The sequence below is a fragment of the Acidiluteibacter sp. genome (genome assembly GCF_055129545.1).
The window spans coordinates 83,579-100,868 of record NZ_JBSRUB010000026.1 but is presented as its reverse complement, the minus strand read 5'-3'; the positions used below and the strand labels follow the sequence as shown (position 1 = coordinate 100,868).

General features: G+C 36.2%; 20 protein-coding genes. 17 read left to right on the top strand and 3 right to left on the bottom strand.

The genetic code is table 11. The annotated features are described in order from the left end of the window. Window positions 1-20: 20 nt before the first annotated feature. A complete protein-coding gene (locus tag ACTB0X_RS12950) occupies window positions 21-821 on the top strand; it encodes an RsiV family protein (protein WP_463025460.1) in 801 nt (266 codons plus the stop codon). Here the strand turns inward: ACTB0X_RS12950 and ruvX are convergent. Next, window positions 815-1,231, bottom strand: coding sequence for a Holliday junction resolvase RuvX (gene ruvX / locus ACTB0X_RS12945; protein ID WP_463025459.1), 417 nt, complete (start codon window positions 1,229-1,231; stop codon window positions 815-817). The two genes, ACTB0X_RS12950 and ruvX, sit on opposite strands and share 7 nt — an antisense overlap. Window positions 1,232-1,348: 117 nt before the next feature. Here ruvX and ACTB0X_RS12940 point away from each other — a divergent pair, with 117 nt between their 5' ends. The 4 genes from ACTB0X_RS12940 (at window position 1,349) to ACTB0X_RS12925 (ending at window position 8,090) form a co-directional block, all read left to right on the top strand. After that, window positions 1,349-2,560 (top strand): bifunctional 3,4-dihydroxy-2-butanone-4-phosphate synthase/GTP cyclohydrolase II, encoded by a 1,212-nt coding sequence (locus tag ACTB0X_RS12940; protein ID WP_463025458.1) that lies wholly within the window; start codon window positions 1,349-1,351, stop codon window positions 2,558-2,560. A gap of 7 nt (window positions 2,561-2,567) precedes the next feature. Beyond that, entirely contained in the window at window positions 2,568-3,671 is a 1,104-nt protein-coding gene (locus ACTB0X_RS12935; protein ID WP_463025457.1) for an endonuclease/exonuclease/phosphatase family protein, read from the top strand. 266 nt (window positions 3,672-3,937) lie between these two features. Next, window positions 3,938-5,548: a proton-conducting transporter transmembrane domain-containing protein gene (locus tag ACTB0X_RS12930; RefSeq protein WP_463025456.1), complete on the top strand. Its 1,611-nt coding sequence runs from the start codon at window positions 3,938-3,940 to the stop codon at window positions 5,546-5,548. A 52-nt stretch (window positions 5,549-5,600) separates the two neighbouring features. Then, the gene (locus tag ACTB0X_RS12925; RefSeq protein ID WP_463025455.1) at window positions 5,601-8,090 is read left to right on the top strand and encodes a YbcC family protein; all 2,490 of its coding nucleotides are present in this window, start codon (window positions 5,601-5,603) and stop codon (window positions 8,088-8,090) included. A gap of 133 nt (window positions 8,091-8,223) precedes the next feature. On the opposite strand, the gene ACTB0X_RS12920 is transcribed toward ACTB0X_RS12925, so the two are convergent. Continuing rightward, window positions 8,224-9,495 carry an NAD(P)/FAD-dependent oxidoreductase gene (locus ACTB0X_RS12920; protein WP_463025454.1) on the bottom strand — a complete coding sequence of 424 codons (1,272 nt, stop codon included), beginning with the start codon at window positions 9,493-9,495 and terminating at the stop codon, window positions 8,224-8,226. Window positions 9,496-9,527: 32 nt separating this feature from the next. Then, on the bottom strand, window positions 9,528-10,175 hold the full coding sequence (locus ACTB0X_RS12915; RefSeq protein ID WP_463025453.1) for an NAD-dependent epimerase/dehydratase family protein: 648 nt from the start codon (window positions 10,173-10,175) through the stop codon (window positions 9,528-9,530). A gap of 41 nt (window positions 10,176-10,216) precedes the next feature. On the opposite strand from ACTB0X_RS12915, the gene ACTB0X_RS12910 reads away from it, so the two are divergent. The 12 genes from ACTB0X_RS12910 to ACTB0X_RS12855 all read left to right on the top strand — a co-directional run bounded on the left by ACTB0X_RS12910 (window position 10,217) and on the right by ACTB0X_RS12855 (window position 17,282). Beyond that, window positions 10,217-10,834 carry a tetratricopeptide repeat protein gene (locus tag ACTB0X_RS12910; RefSeq protein ID WP_463025452.1) on the top strand — a complete coding sequence of 206 codons (618 nt, stop codon included), beginning with the start codon at window positions 10,217-10,219 and terminating at the stop codon, window positions 10,832-10,834. A 17-nt stretch (window positions 10,835-10,851) separates the two neighbouring features. After that, entirely contained in the window at window positions 10,852-11,367 is a 516-nt protein-coding gene (locus tag ACTB0X_RS12905; RefSeq protein ID WP_463025451.1) for an outer membrane protein, read from the top strand. A 255-nt stretch (window positions 11,368-11,622) separates the two neighbouring features. Continuing rightward, window positions 11,623-12,426, top strand: a complete 804-nt coding sequence (locus ACTB0X_RS12900; protein WP_463025450.1) for an ion transporter — start codon at window positions 11,623-11,625, stop codon at window positions 12,424-12,426. A 3-nt stretch (window positions 12,427-12,429) separates the two neighbouring features. Then, window positions 12,430-13,341 (top strand): mechanosensitive ion channel family protein, encoded by a 912-nt coding sequence (locus ACTB0X_RS12895; RefSeq protein ID WP_463025449.1) that lies wholly within the window; start codon window positions 12,430-12,432, stop codon window positions 13,339-13,341. Between the two features lie 2 nt (window positions 13,342-13,343). Further along, window positions 13,344-13,961, top strand: a complete 618-nt coding sequence (locus tag ACTB0X_RS12890) for an alpha-ketoglutarate-dependent dioxygenase AlkB family protein (RefSeq protein ID WP_463025448.1) — start codon at window positions 13,344-13,346, stop codon at window positions 13,959-13,961. A gap of 387 nt (window positions 13,962-14,348) precedes the next feature. Then, window positions 14,349-14,558 (top strand): DUF6132 family protein, encoded by a 210-nt coding sequence (locus tag ACTB0X_RS12885; RefSeq protein WP_463025447.1) that lies wholly within the window; start codon window positions 14,349-14,351, stop codon window positions 14,556-14,558. Then, the gene (locus ACTB0X_RS12880; protein WP_463025446.1) at window positions 14,555-14,836 is read left to right on the top strand and encodes a rhodanese-like domain-containing protein; all 282 of its coding nucleotides are present in this window, start codon (window positions 14,555-14,557) and stop codon (window positions 14,834-14,836) included. Before ACTB0X_RS12885 ends, ACTB0X_RS12880 begins: the two co-directional genes overlap by 4 nt. Next, a complete protein-coding gene (locus tag ACTB0X_RS12875) occupies window positions 14,833-15,150 on the top strand; it encodes a rhodanese-like domain-containing protein (protein WP_463025445.1) in 318 nt (105 codons plus the stop codon). The genes ACTB0X_RS12880 and ACTB0X_RS12875 overlap by 4 nt, the downstream gene beginning before the upstream one ends. Beyond that, window positions 15,147-15,386 (top strand): hypothetical protein, encoded by a 240-nt coding sequence (locus ACTB0X_RS12870; RefSeq protein ID WP_463025444.1) that lies wholly within the window; start codon window positions 15,147-15,149, stop codon window positions 15,384-15,386. The genes ACTB0X_RS12875 and ACTB0X_RS12870 overlap by 4 nt, the downstream gene beginning before the upstream one ends. Window positions 15,387-15,391: 5 nt before the next feature. Next, window positions 15,392-15,694, top strand: coding sequence for a thioredoxin (trxA, locus tag ACTB0X_RS12865; RefSeq protein WP_463025443.1), 303 nt, complete (start codon window positions 15,392-15,394; stop codon window positions 15,692-15,694). Window positions 15,695-15,745: 51 nt separating this feature from the next. Beyond that, window positions 15,746-16,342, top strand: a complete 597-nt coding sequence (locus tag ACTB0X_RS12860) for a Crp/Fnr family transcriptional regulator (RefSeq protein WP_463025442.1) — start codon at window positions 15,746-15,748, stop codon at window positions 16,340-16,342. Between the two features lie 61 nt (window positions 16,343-16,403). Further along, window positions 16,404-17,282 (top strand): pirin family protein, encoded by an 879-nt coding sequence (locus tag ACTB0X_RS12855; RefSeq protein ID WP_463025441.1) that lies wholly within the window; start codon window positions 16,404-16,406, stop codon window positions 17,280-17,282. Window positions 17,283-17,290 lie beyond the last annotated feature (8 nt).

The following is a 17,290-nucleotide window of genomic DNA, read 5'->3' as shown; positions in this document are numbered from 1 at the left end:
TTATTGATTCAAATCGACCTATGAAAATACACTTCATTTTCTCTTTAATTATCATTGCTTTATGCAGTTGTGATAGCTCCTCAGAATCAAAGAAAGCGATTAAAAGTGGTGATTTAGAAATAGTAGAAGTTGATGTAATTGAGAAATCAAAAGAATGTGATACCGAAACTCCCAAAGGTTGCGCTCGATTAAATGTGACTTATCCCATTTTTAAAAGTAAAACAGACAAAGCCACAAATGCTCAATTAAAACCATTAAACAGTGCGATTTACAGCATTTTTTCGCAAACCTTTATTGATTTTATTCCGGAAGGAAATTTAAAAGCAACCGACAATTTGGATCAATTAAAAGCTGGTTTTTTTAATAAGCACAAAAAAAATCAACTCCAGTATAAAGAAGTCATCGGATTCGAACTCATTAATAAGGTCACCGTTCCCTTTTTCAATGAGCAATATGCGAGTGTTGCACAAAATCAACTAACTTTTGCAGGAGGTGCCCACCCAGATACCGAATTGTTGTATTATACCGTGGACTTTAAAACAGGTAAAACCTTAAATCCACTCTCTTGGATTGCCGATACTGTTGAAGTAAAAACAATGCTTTTAACCGTGTTGAAAAAGAAAATGCAAATAGAAACTACTTCTGATCTCGAAGAAAACGGATTCTTTATTGCTGATCAAGAATTGATACTCACTCCTAACATTTTAATTGAGAAAGACACCATTTCATTTGCGTATAACAGTTATGAAATTGCCCCTTACTCTTTTGGTATTTTTGACTTAAAACTACCAAAATCAGCTGTGAAACTGATCAATCAATAAGTGCTGCGCTCCAGATATTCTTGAAGAATAAGTGTGGCACTTAGTTTATCTATATTGCCTTTAACCTGGCGTTGTTTTTTCTTCATCCCACCTTCAACCATTGCTCTTACAGCCAATTTCGAGGTAAATCTCTCGTCTTGTCGTTCTATTTTTAGCTGTGGATATTCATGTGCAATTTTTCGAATGAGTTTTTGGATGCGAGGCTCAATATCAGACAACTCACTATTTAATCGAAGTGGTAATCCTAATACTACCGTATCCACATCTTCTTTTGCGAAATAGGTCACTAAAAAAGACCATAAGTCAGCGTTTTCAACAGTTGTTAAAGCACTAGCAATCATTTTCAAGGAATCAGTCACTGCTATTCCTACTCGTTTGGCTCCATAATCTATGGCAATAACTCTTCCCAATTCTTTTGTTTTGAAGATTGTATAATTTGACAACAAAGGTAGTCTTTATCTGTTTCTTCCTCATCACAACCTGATTTTTTAAGTAAGTTTGTACCCATAATTTAAGAAGCAATTTCTATGAAATTAAATGCGATTGAAGAAGCAATAGAAGACATCAAAAAAGGTAAAGTAATTATCGTTGTTGATGACGAGGACAGAGAAAATGAAGGAGATTTTATTGCTGCTGCAGAAGTAGTTACCCCTGAAATGATCAACTTTATGGCCACTCATGGTAGAGGTTTGATTTGTGCCCCTTTAGTAGAAAGTAGATGTGATGAATTGGGCTTGGACCTGATGGTGACCAACAACACCGTTTTGCATCACACTCAGTTTACAGTTTCTGTAGATTTAATTGGTCACGGATGTACGACTGGTATTTCTGTTCACGACCGGTCAAAAACAATCAAAGCATTAACAGATCCCAACACAAAACCAGAAGACTTAGGTCGCCCAGGTCATATTTTCCCGCTACGAGCAAAGCCAGGTGGGGTTTTAAGAAGAGCTGGTCACACTGAAGCATCCATTGATTTAGCAAGAATGGCAGGATTTTCTCCTGCAGGAATTTTAGTTGAAATTCTGAATGAAGACGGCAGCATGGCACGATTGCCTGAGCTAAAAGTAATTGCAAAGAAATTTGATCTGAAGTTGATTTCTATTAAAGATTTAATCGCTTATAGAATTAAAAACGAGACGTTAATAGAAAGACAAGTACAAGTAAAAATGCCAACTGAACACGGCAATTTCGACTTGATTCACTACAAGCAATTGACAAATGGGCAGGAACATTTAGCCTTGGTAAAAGGAACTTGGGAAAAAGACGAGCCAGTTTTAGTTCGAGTTCATTCCTCTTGCATTACAGGAGATATTTTCGGTTCATGCCGATGTGATTGTGGGCCACAATTGCAAAAGTCGATGGAAATGATCGAAAAAGAAGGTAAAGGTGTTGTTGTTTACATGAATCAAGAAGGTCGAGGAATTGGCTTATTGAATAAATTAAAAGCCTATAAATTACAAGAAGAAGGTTACGACACCGTTGAAGCAAACTTAAAATTAGGTTTCAAAATGGACGAGCGTGATTATGGTATTGGTGCTCAAATATTGCGTGATTTAGGTGTTTCTAAGATGAAGTTGATGACCAACAATCCACAAAAAAGAACTGGTTTAATTGGCTATCAATTAGAAATCGTTGAGAACATAAGCTTAGAAATAGAATCCAACGAGCACAACGAATTGTACCTAAAAACGAAAAAAGAGAAGATGGGCCACAAACTGAGTTTAAATAAGAAATAAACTTAATTTGAAGAAGTTTAAGTTTCTTGGAATCATCTTTTATGGATTAAATATCCTATTCGCCATAGCGCTTTTAACTGGCTATGCAGCGAGTCACATTTCACCGTCCTTCTTTTGGTGGCCGGCATTTTTTGGACTTGCTCTACCCTATCTTGTGGTGATTAATATCCTTTTCCTTTTGGGTTGGATGGTCGTCGGTCGAATTCGATTTGTACTGTCCCTCATTGTATTGATTTTAGGCTATCAAAGTATTCCTAAAATCATTCAAGTCAACAAAATGAAAGAGGCATCATCTGAATCCATAAAGGTGATGAGTCACAATGTAAGGTTGTTCGATTTATACATGTGGCAAGAGGACAAACACACCCGAAATGACATCTTCAAACTGATTCGCACCGAAAAAGCCGACATTCTATGTTTACAAGAATTTTATTTCAGTCAAGATAAAACATACGAATTCAAAACGTTGGATAGTTTAATGACTTTCCCCAACATCAAATACAAACACGACGAATATTCTTTTGTAAAAGGACCTAATAAATGGGGAATCGCCACCTTTAGCAAATATCCCATCATCAGCAAAGGCCGCGTAAAGTTTCAAGATGGAGAGCACAACATTTGTATTTATACGGACATTAGAACAGATAAAGAAATCATTCGGGTTTACAACATGCATTTGGCTTCAATCAAATTAGAGAATGTGGATTATAAAACCATTAATGATGTATATGCCAATAGTTTCTCATCTTATTTAGGCAAAGAAAAGATGCTCATTGGAAAGTTAAAACAGGCCTTTCAGCGAAGAGAAGAGCAAGTGAAACTAATAAAAGAAAGCATCGCCCAATCGCCTTACAAAGTAATTGTATGCGGAGATATGAATGACACCCCTACCTCCTATGCCTATGATGAATTATCTGAAGGCTTAAAAGACTCCTTTTTAGAAGCAGGACGTGGATTAGGTCAAACCTACATTGGAAAGTTTCCTTCCTTTAGAATAGATTACATTCTACATTCAGAGGGACTTATAGCGGAGCAATACCAGACCTTACCTGAGAAACTAAGCGACCACCACCCTATTGTTGCGCGTTTAAATTGGGCGGATTCAGAGTAAATTAGAGCCTAATTAATTATAAAATCGATCCACTCGATTTTAAATTTGCACCACTTTTCCATAATCATCATTTCAGCAAAAACGACTTCAAATATCTGAAGAAAAGAACCTGGAGTAAAGGCTATTTATTCATTTGATGCTAGGAAGTTCAATAATTGGATCGCCATTAATCATAAAATTTATTTATACATTAGATAATAAATATAAATAAAAATATATGAATCTGTTTTTTAAACTTTGCCTCGAATTTAAAACAGATAACCGACATGAACAATCAACTTTTAGCTTTCATCGCTTTTACACCATCACTTGCTTTTATAATTACAGCCATAGTCTCTTGGTTTCAGCCAGGCTTAAGACCAAATTTGGTGAAAAAGATGGGCATTGCATCTGCTTTAATAAGTATTATTTCATCAGGGCTAATTAGCTTTTTAGTGATTCAAAATGGATTAATTGAATCTTCATTAACAGGTTTAGATGAAATTGGACTTACAGGAAGGTTGGATTCAGTGAGTGTGATCATGTTTGCGATGATTGCATTATTGAGCTTTATTGTGATGCGTTTTAGCCTCAATTACTTGGATGGTGACACCAATCAGGGAGCATTTCTTGGAAGAATGGCAGCAACCATTGCTTCGGTTCAACTATTTGTGCTTTCAGGCAATTTGGTTCTTTTGTATCTCTCATGGATACTGACAAGCGTTTCCCTTCATCGATTATTGGTTTTCTACAAGGACCGTCCAAGAGCGATTATAGCTGCACGTAAAAAGTTCATCATGGCAAGATTGGCAGATGCTTGTCTATTGGTGGCTTTTATATTACTCTACAATCAATTCAATACTGGAAATTTAGAGGTTATTTTTCAAGAATTAAAAAGTAGTATTTCTTCTAATCAGTTCATTGAAGGCATAGAAATGATTGCATTGCTCATTGCAACTGCGGCTTTATTAAAATCAGCTCAATTTCCTACTCATGGTTGGCTAATCGAAGTAATGGAGACACCTACACCTGTTTCTGCATTGCTGCACGCTGGATTATTAAATGCAGGGCCATTTTTAATCATCAGAATGGCTTTTGTTATGGAAGCTACTACTGCTGCATCAATGTTGCTCATCATTTTAGGAGGGTTTACTGCCCTTTTTGCTTCCGTAGTTTTCCTCACTCAAACTTCTGTAAAAACAGCATTGGGTTATTCAAGTGTCGCTCACATGGGATTTAGCTTGATGACTTGTGGATTAGGAGTTTATCCAGCAGCCATGCTTCACTTAGTGGCTCATTCATTCTATAAAGCTCATTCATTTTTATCTTCAGGTAGTGTAATTGATACCTTACGGACTTCAAAAATCACTTCTTCAGCAAGAGAAGGAAGCCTCTTCAAAATTTTTGCAGGCATCCTTCTGGCATTGATCGTTTACGCTGCCTTCGCAACCTTATGGGGATTGGACTTAAAAAGAGACATTGCATTGGTCACAATAGGCGCAATCATAATTATGGGCTTATCTCGATTGTTCACTTCGGCAATTGACTCTAAAGCAGGTTTTACACTGATAATCAAAGCCACTGCCTTAGCCATTTTAGTCGCTACTGCTTTCTTCTTATTGGAGTCAGGTGCGCATCATTTAATAGCCTCACAAATTCCAGATTTAATCACTCCGGGTCATTACGAACTCAATATAATCTGTATAATTCTCCTTGTTTTTGGCGCAGTTACTTTTATACAAATTGCTTCTCCTCTATTTTCAAATCGACCGGCTTATCAAGCATTAGCAATCCACATTAGAAACGGACTCTATGTAAATACGCTATTTGACAGAATAGTACGAGCATTGTATTCGCACAATTACAAAACACTGAAACAAAACAAAAAATTGAATTAATTCAGCAACAGAAGTTCATTTAACAAAGAAGACAAATAAAAACCGATAGAAAATGGAACGTAATTTTTTAGATCAAGTTAAAAGCGGAGATGAAGCCATATTGAATGCACTGAGAACCGCGAGTAAAAAAATAGCACCTGTTTGGTCTTTAGAGAACTTTGTAGCTGTTAACCCATATTTGGGATTAACCACAAAAAAGTTTGAGACGGTAGCAGAAGAATTGGCTGCAGCTGGAAATGTTCAAATGACTTTGCCCAAAAGTTTTTATTTAGAAAAAATTCAATCAGGTAAAATAACAGCTAACGACCTTGAGAGTGCACTTTCCAAAAAAGACTTGAATATTCCTGTTGATGAATTTATATCACAGCTTTCGCAGCGTTCAACTCAAGAAACGCCTTTTAAAACCACTCCAATAGTTGCCAATACTGCAACCATGGTGACAGAAAAAGATTGGAATCGTTTTATTATTGGACGAATTACGATTTGGGCAGCTTCCTATTTTGATTCGGGCCAAGCACTTTGGGTAGCTGCAGATCAAAAAGTGGGAGTATTTACGGCCTGGAAAAAGGAAGCTGAAGTTGCATTAACTGCAGAACTTACTGGAGTTAAAAATTTTAGAAAAATCATAAAGAAATACCCAAGTAATCCATTGGAAGCGGCCCAAATGGCATTGACTAAATTGCAAATACCCAAAGAAGGATTAGAGGCCTATTTGCATCGTTTGCTACTTAATATTGGAGGTTGGTCAGCGTATGCTGCTCGATTGGATTGGGAAAGCGAACTGCATGGTGGAAAAGATGGAAAAGTAATTGAGTTTTTAGCCATCTTAGTTTGCTGGGAAGCAGCCTTACTTGAAAGTTTTGAAAGTCCGGTACTAATTAAAGAATGGGAAAATGCAAAAAAAGTATATCTCTCGAAGAGCTATCAAAAAGAAATTCAACAGCAATTGGCTTACAATCTTATTCTTCAAGATGCTTTTGATCTTTCAGCTCAACGAAATATTTTACAAAAAATCAATCAATCAGTACCAGCCATTAGAAACAACGAGCGTGCTAAGGCTCAAGCTATTTTTTGCATTGATGTTCGATCAGAAGTGTATCGAAGAAATTTAGAAATGGTTGATCAACAAATAGAAACAATTGGATTTGCAGGTTTTTTTGCCTTTCCGATTAAATTCATTCCTTTAGCACATCAGGTAGGTGAAGCAAATTGTCCAGTACTTTTACCCACCGGCCCAACGATTATGGAAAATATTACGGACGAATCTCAGCAAGAAAATACGATTTCTAATCGGATCCAAAATCGAGAAATTCAGAAAGTTTGGAAGTCATTCAAATCATCAGCCATAAGCTGTTTTAGTTTCGTAAGTCCAATGGGATTGTCGTATCTACCCAAATTATTTACCGACTCTTTTGGTTGGTCTCGACCTGTGCCTCACCCAGATACTTATGGCCTAAATGATAAGAAAGTAAAGGATAAAAGCATCAGTTTAAAAAGTGAAATTAGGAATGGAGAAGCGGTTGGTATCCCGCTAGCTCAGCAAATTCAAATGGGTAAAAATACCTTGACCGCAATGTCTATCACTGATAATTTTGCTGAATTTGTTTTAATTGTCGGACACGGTTCTACCATGGTAAACAATCCACATGCGACTGGTTACGATTGCGGCGCTTGTGGCGGTCATAGCGGAGAAGCGAATGCAAAAGTTGCTGCAAAAGTGTTAAACAATATTGAGGTTAGAGCGGCACTTAAAAATGAAAATATTGAAATTCCTTCGGATACTATTTTTCTTGCATGCCTGCACGACACAACCACTGATAAGGTCACGATATACAATGAGAGTGATGTAAACCAAAATCAGTCGAAAGCGCTAGACGACTTGAAAAAATCACTAACATTAGCTGGAAAGTCTGCTAGAACAGAACGCTCTATTAAGTTACCATCGGACAATACTACCAACACCGACGAATCCATTATTTTTAGAAGTAAAGATTGGTCTCAAATAAGACCTGAATGGGGATTGGCTGGATGTTCCGCATTTGTAGTGGCACCTAGAAGCAGAACACAGCACATCAACCTAGAAGGACATTCTTTTTTACATTCGTATGATTGGAAAAAAGACAGTGGTTTCGGCGTATTGGAGTTAATTATGACTGCACCCATGGTGGTAACCACTTGGATTAATCTGCAGTATTATGGATCAACAGTTGATAATAAAGTATTTGGGTCAGGAAATAAAACATTGCACAACATCACCGCAGGAATTGGGGTATTGGAAGGGTATTCAGGTGACTTGAGACAAGGGTTGCCACTGCAATCAATACATGACGGCGAAAAGTTTCAACATGAGCCACTGAAGCTCAATGTGATTATAGAAGCTCCAATTGATGAAATGAACCGCATTCTGAGCAAACATTCAGCAGTTAAAGATTTATGCGACAACGGGTGGATGTACCTGATGGCCATGAATGAAGAAGGAAAAGTCAGTCATAAATACATTGGGAATTTGATTTGGGAAGAAGTTAAATCTGTCGCTGCCTAATTTTTGGTTTTTAAATTCACACAAGAGTAGTATTTCGAAAGAGATACTGCTCTTTTTTATTTAAGAAATACATTGAAAATCAAACTTAATTCAAAATAAAGTTTACGACCTATGAAACAAAAGGGAAACTGAACTATTTCTTCCTAGTGTAAGGTCGAATGATTAAACGAACACCTTTCTCAAAAACGAAATAGTTGTACACCCAATTAAAAAACGTCACAATCTTATTTCTAAAACCCACTAAAGAAATTAGATGGATAAACATCCATACAAACCATGCAAAGGTTCCTTGAAATCTAAAATTTGGTAAATCTACCACCGCTCTATTTCTTCCGATCGTCGCCATTGAACCTTTATCAAAATATTTAAAAGGAGTCGTTTTTTTGCCTTTTGCAATCGCCACAATATTTTTAGCTAACACAGCCGCTTGCTGATTCGCTACTGGTGCCACCATCGGATGTCCTTTTGGATAGGCTTCGGTTTTCATGAGTGCTACATCGCCGACAGCAAAAATATTGGTCTGATTTTTCACCAAACTAAATTCATTCACTTGCAGTCGACCTCTTTCCACAATGTCATCAGCAAGTCCTTCTACAATGGCTCCTTTTACACCTGCTGACCAAATGAGCGTCTTACTTCTGAAATTTTTACCATTCTTAATTTTAACCAACTCTCCATCGTAATCTTCGACAGCTGTATTTAGCCATACATTTACGCCCAATTTCTTTAAGTAGATTTCGGCTTTCGCTGATGCCTGCTTAGACATCGGTGGCAATACTTTATCTGCAGCTTCCACCAAATTTATTTTCATTCTCCTCAAATCCAAATCTGGATAATCCCCTGGCAAAATTTGATTCTTTAACTCTGCCAATGCTCCGGCCAACTCCACTCCTGTTGGACCTGCACCTACAATCACAAAGTTCATGTAGCTATTCTGCTCCTCCAAATCTGAGGTCAATAAGGCACTTTCAAAGTTTTGTAGAATGTAACTTCTCAAATCCAATGCTTCAGAAACACTTTTCATCGTCATTGAGACTTTTTGCAATTGATTCAACCCAAAAAAGTTGGTATCAGAACCACTAGCTATCACTAAATAGTCATAAGATATTGGCCCTATATTGGTCTCCACCTGATTATTGGCTGCATCTATGCGCTTCGCCTCTGCCCATCTAAAAAATAAGTTGGGTTGATCTTCAAACAATTTTCGCAGTGGATAGGCAATTGAATCAGGCTCTAACCCTGCTGTTGCAACTTGGTATAAAAGCGGTTGAAAAGTGTGGTAATTGTTTTTATCCAACAACACCACTTGAAAGTTTTTACTTCTTAGGTCTTGAGCCAGAGTTACTCCACCGAACCCTCCACCTATTATCACAATTCTGGGAATTTCTACGTCTGGAATATTCATATTCATGCCTTTGAGTCAGTAAATGTAAGCCTTTAAACTCCTAATAACTCATCATTTTCATGAATTATTTTGGTCGTTTTCTCGTTTGAAAAGTAAATCATGGCTTTAGCAACTTGATCAGCGGAAATAGAACGATACTTTTTCAATGGGCCTATTAAAATATAGTTTAATACAGAAAATGCCACTTGACCGATCCGCTCACCCAGTCTAAATTCTTCTCGATCGCCGGTCAGTAATGAAGGACGAAGAATGATTAGTTTGTCAATATTAAATGCCATTAATTGTTCCTCCATTTTACCTTTGATGCTGGAGTAGAAATTGCCACTTTTAGAATTTGCACCCAAAGCAGAAATTACTGCAAAGTTTGACCAATTGTTTTGTTTGGCCAATTTTCCAAATAGTACAGGAATATCCAAATCCACTGATTTAAACTTTTCCTTGCTCCCAGCTGTTTTAATAGTTGTACCAATGCAGCAAAACACATCATCCACATTGAAGGCATTTAGTTCGGTATTGAGATCAGAGAAATCAACAATGATTTCGTCTACTTTAGGATGTTTGGGATTCGTATCTCTTCTATTGATTAGAATAATCTTACTGTATCGTGAATCAGACTTTAACTGTTCCACTATTTTTGATCCGACCAATCCGGTAGAACCTAATATTAATGCTGTTTTCATATTCTGGAGTTAGTGCTTAATTTTGAATTCAAATTACAATTATGGACAGTAGAAAATATCACACCAAAGCAATAGAATTACTAAAAGAACAAAGATACGAAGCGGCTTTAGAAGTGCTTAATAAAGCAATCAATAGTTTCCCTGAATCGGCAGAATTAATCAGTGAGCGAGGCGTTGTATTTCTGCATTTACGGAAAAAGAAGGATTCATTGAGGGATATGGACAAAGCTGTGGAACTACAACCCCAAAATGGTTACAGGTATTCCAGTCGTGCTTTTGTAAAAGATAGTTTTGGAGACACAGAAGGAGCAATCAGTGATTATAAAAAATCAATCGAAATTGACCCGGAGGATGATGTATCATTCAACAATTTAGGCTTATTGGAAGAAAAATTGGGTTATATAGAAAGTGCGAAAGAAAAATTTGCAAAAGCTGATGAACTAAGTGCGCTTAAAGAAGGCAAAGAACTTGTAGGTGGAAGACACGACCACGAATTGCAAGGTGAGAAAATTGAGCCTCGAAATATTCAGCGTGAAATAGACTTAGAGAAACGAAACAAAAAAGGACTAATTCAACAGTTTTTCAGTGTCTTTACATCAAAAGAAGAAAGAGATTCATTCATCAACTTTGTACGTTCTGGTTTTAAACTAAAAGAGTAGAAACCAAAACTAACAACATGAAAAAGTTAAGATTATTAGGATTAACAGGATTACTAGTAGTAATGACTACTACTGCAAAAGCACAATTTAGTGCCGGATTAGGAATAGACTATGGATCTGAGGTGGAAGAAGTAGGTTTAGACTTAAGAGCAGGCTTGACACTTTCAGATCATGTCACATTAGCAGCTGACTTCTCTTTTTTCAATAAAGACAATAATGGAGCATTTATAAAACGTCGATTCTGGAATGATTTTAATGTGAACATGAACTACTATTTTCTATCCCCTGAAGAAATGGTTCAGCCATATGCATTAGTAGGTTTAAACATTACAAGTGTTGGAACTAAATATGACAATGATCCTTTCTTTGGAGATGACAGAAAAAGTGATACAGAATTGGGTGTAAATGTAGGTGGTGGATTAGATATCAAAGCAACTGAAAATTTAAGGCCTTTTGCAGAAGTTAAATATTTAATCATAGACAAATACGATCAAGGTGTAATTACTTTTGGATTGAAATATTTCTTCAATTAGAATATAAGATACAACAAGAGGGTAGATTTTTTCTACCCTATTTTTATGTCCAACAATTATTGTTCTTTTCTAAACACTTATTAAATAAAACTGAACTTTGTTGTTGATTATCCTGTTACTTTGATGTAAAATTGCATGGAATACAACTATTGTATAAGAAATAGATAGAGACTCATTTGGGATGAATCGTTTTTTCCAAATCAACAAAAGTTGAAAATAGGATTGTGCAAGGGTGTTAAAAATGAAAATAAATAAATGACAATAAGACAGCAGCTTAATCGAATTGTATTTGGCACAGACACTCGCGCTGGAAGGAATTTTGACATTATTCTACTTTGGATAATTTTACTTTCGGTTATTGTAGTAATGTTAGAAAGTGTACCGGATTTGGGTATACAATTCAAATCTGAATTCTATGTATTAGAATGGATTCTAACTATTATTTTTACAGCAGAGTACCTTATTCGTTTATGGATCAGCCCTAAACCCTTTAAATATGTCATCAGTTTCTGGGGCATAATTGATTTATTATCCATTTTACCAACTTATTTAAGTTTCTTCTTAGTAGGCTATCATTACTTGCTTGTCGTTCGAATTTTCAGACTTCTGCGGGTATTTAGAGTATTAAAATTAGTTCGGTTCAGTACAGAAGCACAAGGTTTAATTGAAGCATTAAAATCAAGCTTATACAAGATTAGCATCTTTTTCATGGCATTGATTGCAATTGTTACCTTGATGGGTACCATCATTTATGTAGTAGAAGGCGGAGAAGAAGGATTTACCAGTATACCTCAAAGTATTTATTGGGCCATAGTAACCATTACAACTGTTGGTTATGGTGATCTGGTTCCACATACAATTTTAGGTAAATTTGTTTCTTCTGCAGCTATGATTATTGGTTATGCGATAATAGCTGTTCCTACAGGAATTGTAACAGTAGCAATGACGAATGCAAAAGAAGTTGGAAAAGACTGTGAAAATTGCGGGGCAAAAAATAGATTAGCAGCAGAATTTTGCGACAATTGTGGACAAAAATTCAAGTCCATTGAAGAAATTTAAAATATGGAAGTACAAGAATATATAAAGACAATTTTGTATGATCCAACTGTGAGTAAGATTATTACAATCGCAATCGGTGTCGCCATTATTTGGATCATTATCAAGTGGATTCAACGTCGATTATTTACAAAGATTCAAGACAATGAAAATAGATACAAGGCCAAAAAAGTAAGCACTTTCTTAGGTTACATCTTCACCATAATACTTTTAACGGTTGTTTTTAGCGATAAATTAGGTGGTTTAACAGTTGCCCTTGGTGTCGCAGGAGCCGGAGTTGCTTTTGCATTGCAAGAAGTAATCGCCTCATTTGCTGGATGGATTGCCATCATGTTTGGCAGTTTTTACAAAACGGGCGATCGGGTTCAATTAGGAGGAATCAAAGGAGACGTAATGGACATTGGCGTTCTCAGAACTACTGTAATGGAAACTGGAGAATGGGTGAATGGAGATTTATACAATGGTAGAATCGTATTCATTGCCAATAGTTTTGTGCTGAAAGAGCCTGTTTTCAACTACTCAGGTGATTTTCCTTTTTTGTGGGATGAAATAATAGTTCCCATTGATTACGGAAGTAATTATGACAAGACGGAACAAATTTTAATGGAGATAGGCAATAAATTCGCAGAAGACTTGAGTCTTCAGTCTCATGAACAATGGGATTCGCTTAGAAACAAATATCGTTTGGAAGTAGCACAGACAGAACCAATGGTTTCTATCGCAGCTAAAGACAGTTGGGTTGAATTTACGCTAAGGTATGTAGTTACATATAACCGAAGAAGAGGAATGAAATCTAAACTGTTCAAGGAAATCCTTAAAGAAATAGATGCAACCAATGGTGAAATTAATTTCTCTAATAACAATGTGTACATCAAAGAGACTCCTAAAATCAACGTAGAAACAACAACCTCCAAATAAACGTGCTTTCCCTCTTCCCTATTGATCCTGAAATAAATATATTACCATATAATGGTGAAGCATATTATCACGAAGCAGTCATTGAAGAATCGCTGCAAGAGGTCTATTTCAATCAACTTTTGAAAGAAATAGACTGGCAACAGGATGAGCTAATCATGTTTGGAAAGAAAATAACAACTGCAAGAGAAGTGGCTTGGTATGCAGCAGAGAATTTTTCATACACCTACTCAAATACAGTCAAGGTTGCTCAACCTTGGACACCCACTCTTTTAAAAATAAAAGAGTTATTAGAATCAGTAACTCATTCTAAATACAACAGTTGTTTATTGAACCTTTACCACCATGGTGGTGAAGGAATGGGATGGCACACTGATAATGAACCTGAATTGATAAAGAACAGCTCAATCGCTTCAGTTAGTTTAGGAGCTTCAAGAAAATTTGCATTTAAACATCAACAAACCAACGAAAAAAGGGAACTGATACTATCTTCTGGAAGTATCCTCGATATGAAAGGAGAAATTCAACAATTTTGGAAACACACCTTACCAAAATCAAAAAAAGTTCATCAACCAAGAATTAATTTAACTTTTAGACTTTTCCACAATCGACTCATTACTTAATTTAAAATCAACCTATTAAATCTTTAATTTCACAAAACAACCGTTAGTCTAAAGTCAATTTATTGTTAAATGTATGTTAAATTAACTAATTGAATAGACGTTTCTTCATTTTCTATCGTCTTGTTACTTTAGAATGGCATTTAATAATTGGTTCAATAGTAACATTTGTTTTTTCCATTCCAGAAAAACTACAACTGCATTCACAATCTAGAAGTTGTGAATGAATAGCCTTATCATTTTTTGATAAGGCTATTTTTATTTAACGACCGACATTCCTAATATCAGAGAGCAAAGTAGACCTCTTATTGTATTTAGTATTGCATCTGTAACATTTGTAACAATGTTTAAGGATAAATGCATTTAACTTTGCTTTAAAATAAAAACTAAATGAAATTTGTGCGAACCCATATATTGTCAATAGTTGGTATAGTAGTAGGAAGCCTGATTGGCTATCTATACTATTATTACATAGGATGTGAAAGCGGTAGCTGCAGCATCACTTCAAGCCCTATTAATAGCAGTATCTATGGAGCCGCGATGGGTGGTTTAGTTTTAAGTCTATTTAAAAAAGAAGCAACAGAAAAAACAGAAGCATGAATATAGAAGAAATTATCAAAGCAGGAAAAGGCACCATTGTAGACGTTAGAACAACTGCAGAATTTGCAGGTGGTCATGTAGCAGGTTCTATCAATATCCCTTTGCAAGAAATTGTAACACGAATTGAGGAAGTCAATTCATTACCAACCCCACTAGTACTTTGTTGTGCTTCTGGTGGACGAAGTGGACAAGCAGCTCAATACCTTTCTCAAACTGGATTGGAATGTGTGAATGCCGGTTCTTGGATGGATGTTAATTTTATACAATCTCAAAAATGATAGAAGGTTTAAAAAAATTATTCGGATTGGGCCCTAAAGCTGATTACAAACAATTAGTTAGTGACGGAGCCACAATAATAGATGTCAGAACAAAAGGAGAATATGCTCAAGGACATATTAAAGGCGCTTTAAATATTCCATTGGATCAGATTTCGAGTAAACTGAAAACAATAAAAGACAAAAATAATCCAATTATTACTTGTTGTGCCTCTGGAATGAGAAGTGCTTCCGCAAAAGGCATTTTGAAATCAAATGGTTTTCAAGAAGTACACAATGGTGGTGGATGGATGAGTTTGAACAATAAATTAAGATGATAAAACTCATCAATTTAAAGCAATGGAATTGGATCCGATTGGTACGATTAGCTTTGACAATCATTGTAGGAATCGAAGCCTATCAATCTGGAGAAGTGGTGTTTTACATTATTGCGATCGTGCTATTATTTCAGACCTTATTTGGTGGAACATGTAGTGTAAATAGCAGCTGTGCAGTAAGTAATAAATCTAACAATCAATCGTTGGATTCTGTTGAATATGAAGAAATAAAGTAAACAATATGGCCAGTAAATTTTCAGAATTAATAAACAGTGATCAACCAGTATTGGTCGATTTCTATGCAGAATGGTGTGGACCATGTAAAATGATGAAACCAATTTTAGATGATTTAAAAACCATAATTGGGGATAAAGCGAAAATCATTAAAATAGATGTGGATAAGAACCCACAGGCCTCAGCTAAGTATCATGTTCAAGGTGTTCCAACATTGATCATTTTTCAAAATGGAGAAATTAAATGGAGACAGTCCGGCGTTGTTCCTGCCGATCAATTGGCACAATTAATTTCGCAATATTCAAAATAGTTTGCTTCAATCATTTCCCTAACTGAATGAAATAATTAGGAAATTGCGGCAATGTATTTATCTTTTCAATCGTATTTGGTGGAGCGTTCTGGAATTTCAGAGCTAGAGTTTCAGAGTCTACTCCCCTACCTTAAAGAAAAAGAAATTCCGAAAGGCACTCTTTTGCTTCAAAAAGGAGCAGTTTGTACGCATTCGTTTTTTGTAGAAAGTGGATTGCTTCGTTCCTACAGCATTGATGCTTCGGGAAAAGAACATGTCATACAGTTTGCTCCTGAAGGGTGGATTATTTCCGACAGAAGCAGTGTATTTTTTAATCAGCCTTCCGACTATTTCATAGAAACCATAGAAACATCTAAAGTGATTTACTTCAGTCATGATTTTATTAATCAAGCTTCTGAAATCAGTCTATCCTTTAGAAATTACAACGAACGATTATTGCAAAACCACATACGTCAGTTGCAGCATCGGATTCAATATCTATTGGAAGCAACTGCAGAGGAACGTTACCTCGATTTCATTTCCATTTATCCAGATTTACTATTAAGAGTCCCTCAATGGATGATTGCCTCCTATTTAGGAATTACACCTGAAAGTTTAAGTAGAGTTCGGAAGGAATTAGCGAGCCGGAACTTTAATCCAAAAAGATAAATTACTTATCATAGGTCAATGCGCACCTCAATACTCAGCGCTAACTTTGAAATAAAAAATCATGAAAACGAAAACAGTAGAACGAGTATACGCCCCTTCCGCACCACATTTTGTAGGTGATGGTTTTAGAGTACACAATTTTATCCCTAGTGCTTATCAGTTGGATATGCAACGAATGGATCCATTCATCATGTTGGACTACAACAGCAAACACTACTTTTCAGCAACAGATAAACCTCGAGGAGTTGGAGTTCATCCACATAGAGGCTTCGAAACGGTGACCATCGCTTACAAAGGAAAAGTAGCGCATCACGATAGCGCAGGAAACAGTGGAATAATTGGTGAAGGTGATGTACAATGGATGACAGCGGCTTCCGGAATATTGCATAAAGAATACCATGAAAGAGAATTCAGTAAAAAAGGTGGAGACTTTCAAATGGTGCAGTTATGGGTAAATCTTCCTGCGAAAGATAAAATGTCAGCACCGAAGTATCAAGAAGTAGTGAATCAAACCATGTCTAAAGTTGAGTTACCTCAAAATTCAGGAACGGTTGAGATTATTTCAGGTGAATTCGAAGGGGTAAAAGGATCGGCCTCTACTTTTACTCCAGTGCATTTGCAAAATGTAAAACTGAATACAGGTGGTAAAGCAACATTCAATTTTCCTTCTCACTACAACACCGCATTGGTTGTCATCGAAGGAGAAATAAATGTAAACGGAGGTGAAACTGTAAAGACAGATCATTTTGTATTGATGAGCAATGATGGCGAAAGTTTTGAAATTGAAGCTGCATCTAATGCCTTGGTATTGGTATTGAGCGGAGAACCTATCAATGAGCCAATTGCATCGCATGGTCCTTTTGTAATGAATTCAAAAGCTGAATTATTGCAAGCATTTGATGACTATAATACAGGAAAATTTGGATACCTAGAAGATTAATCCAAGAT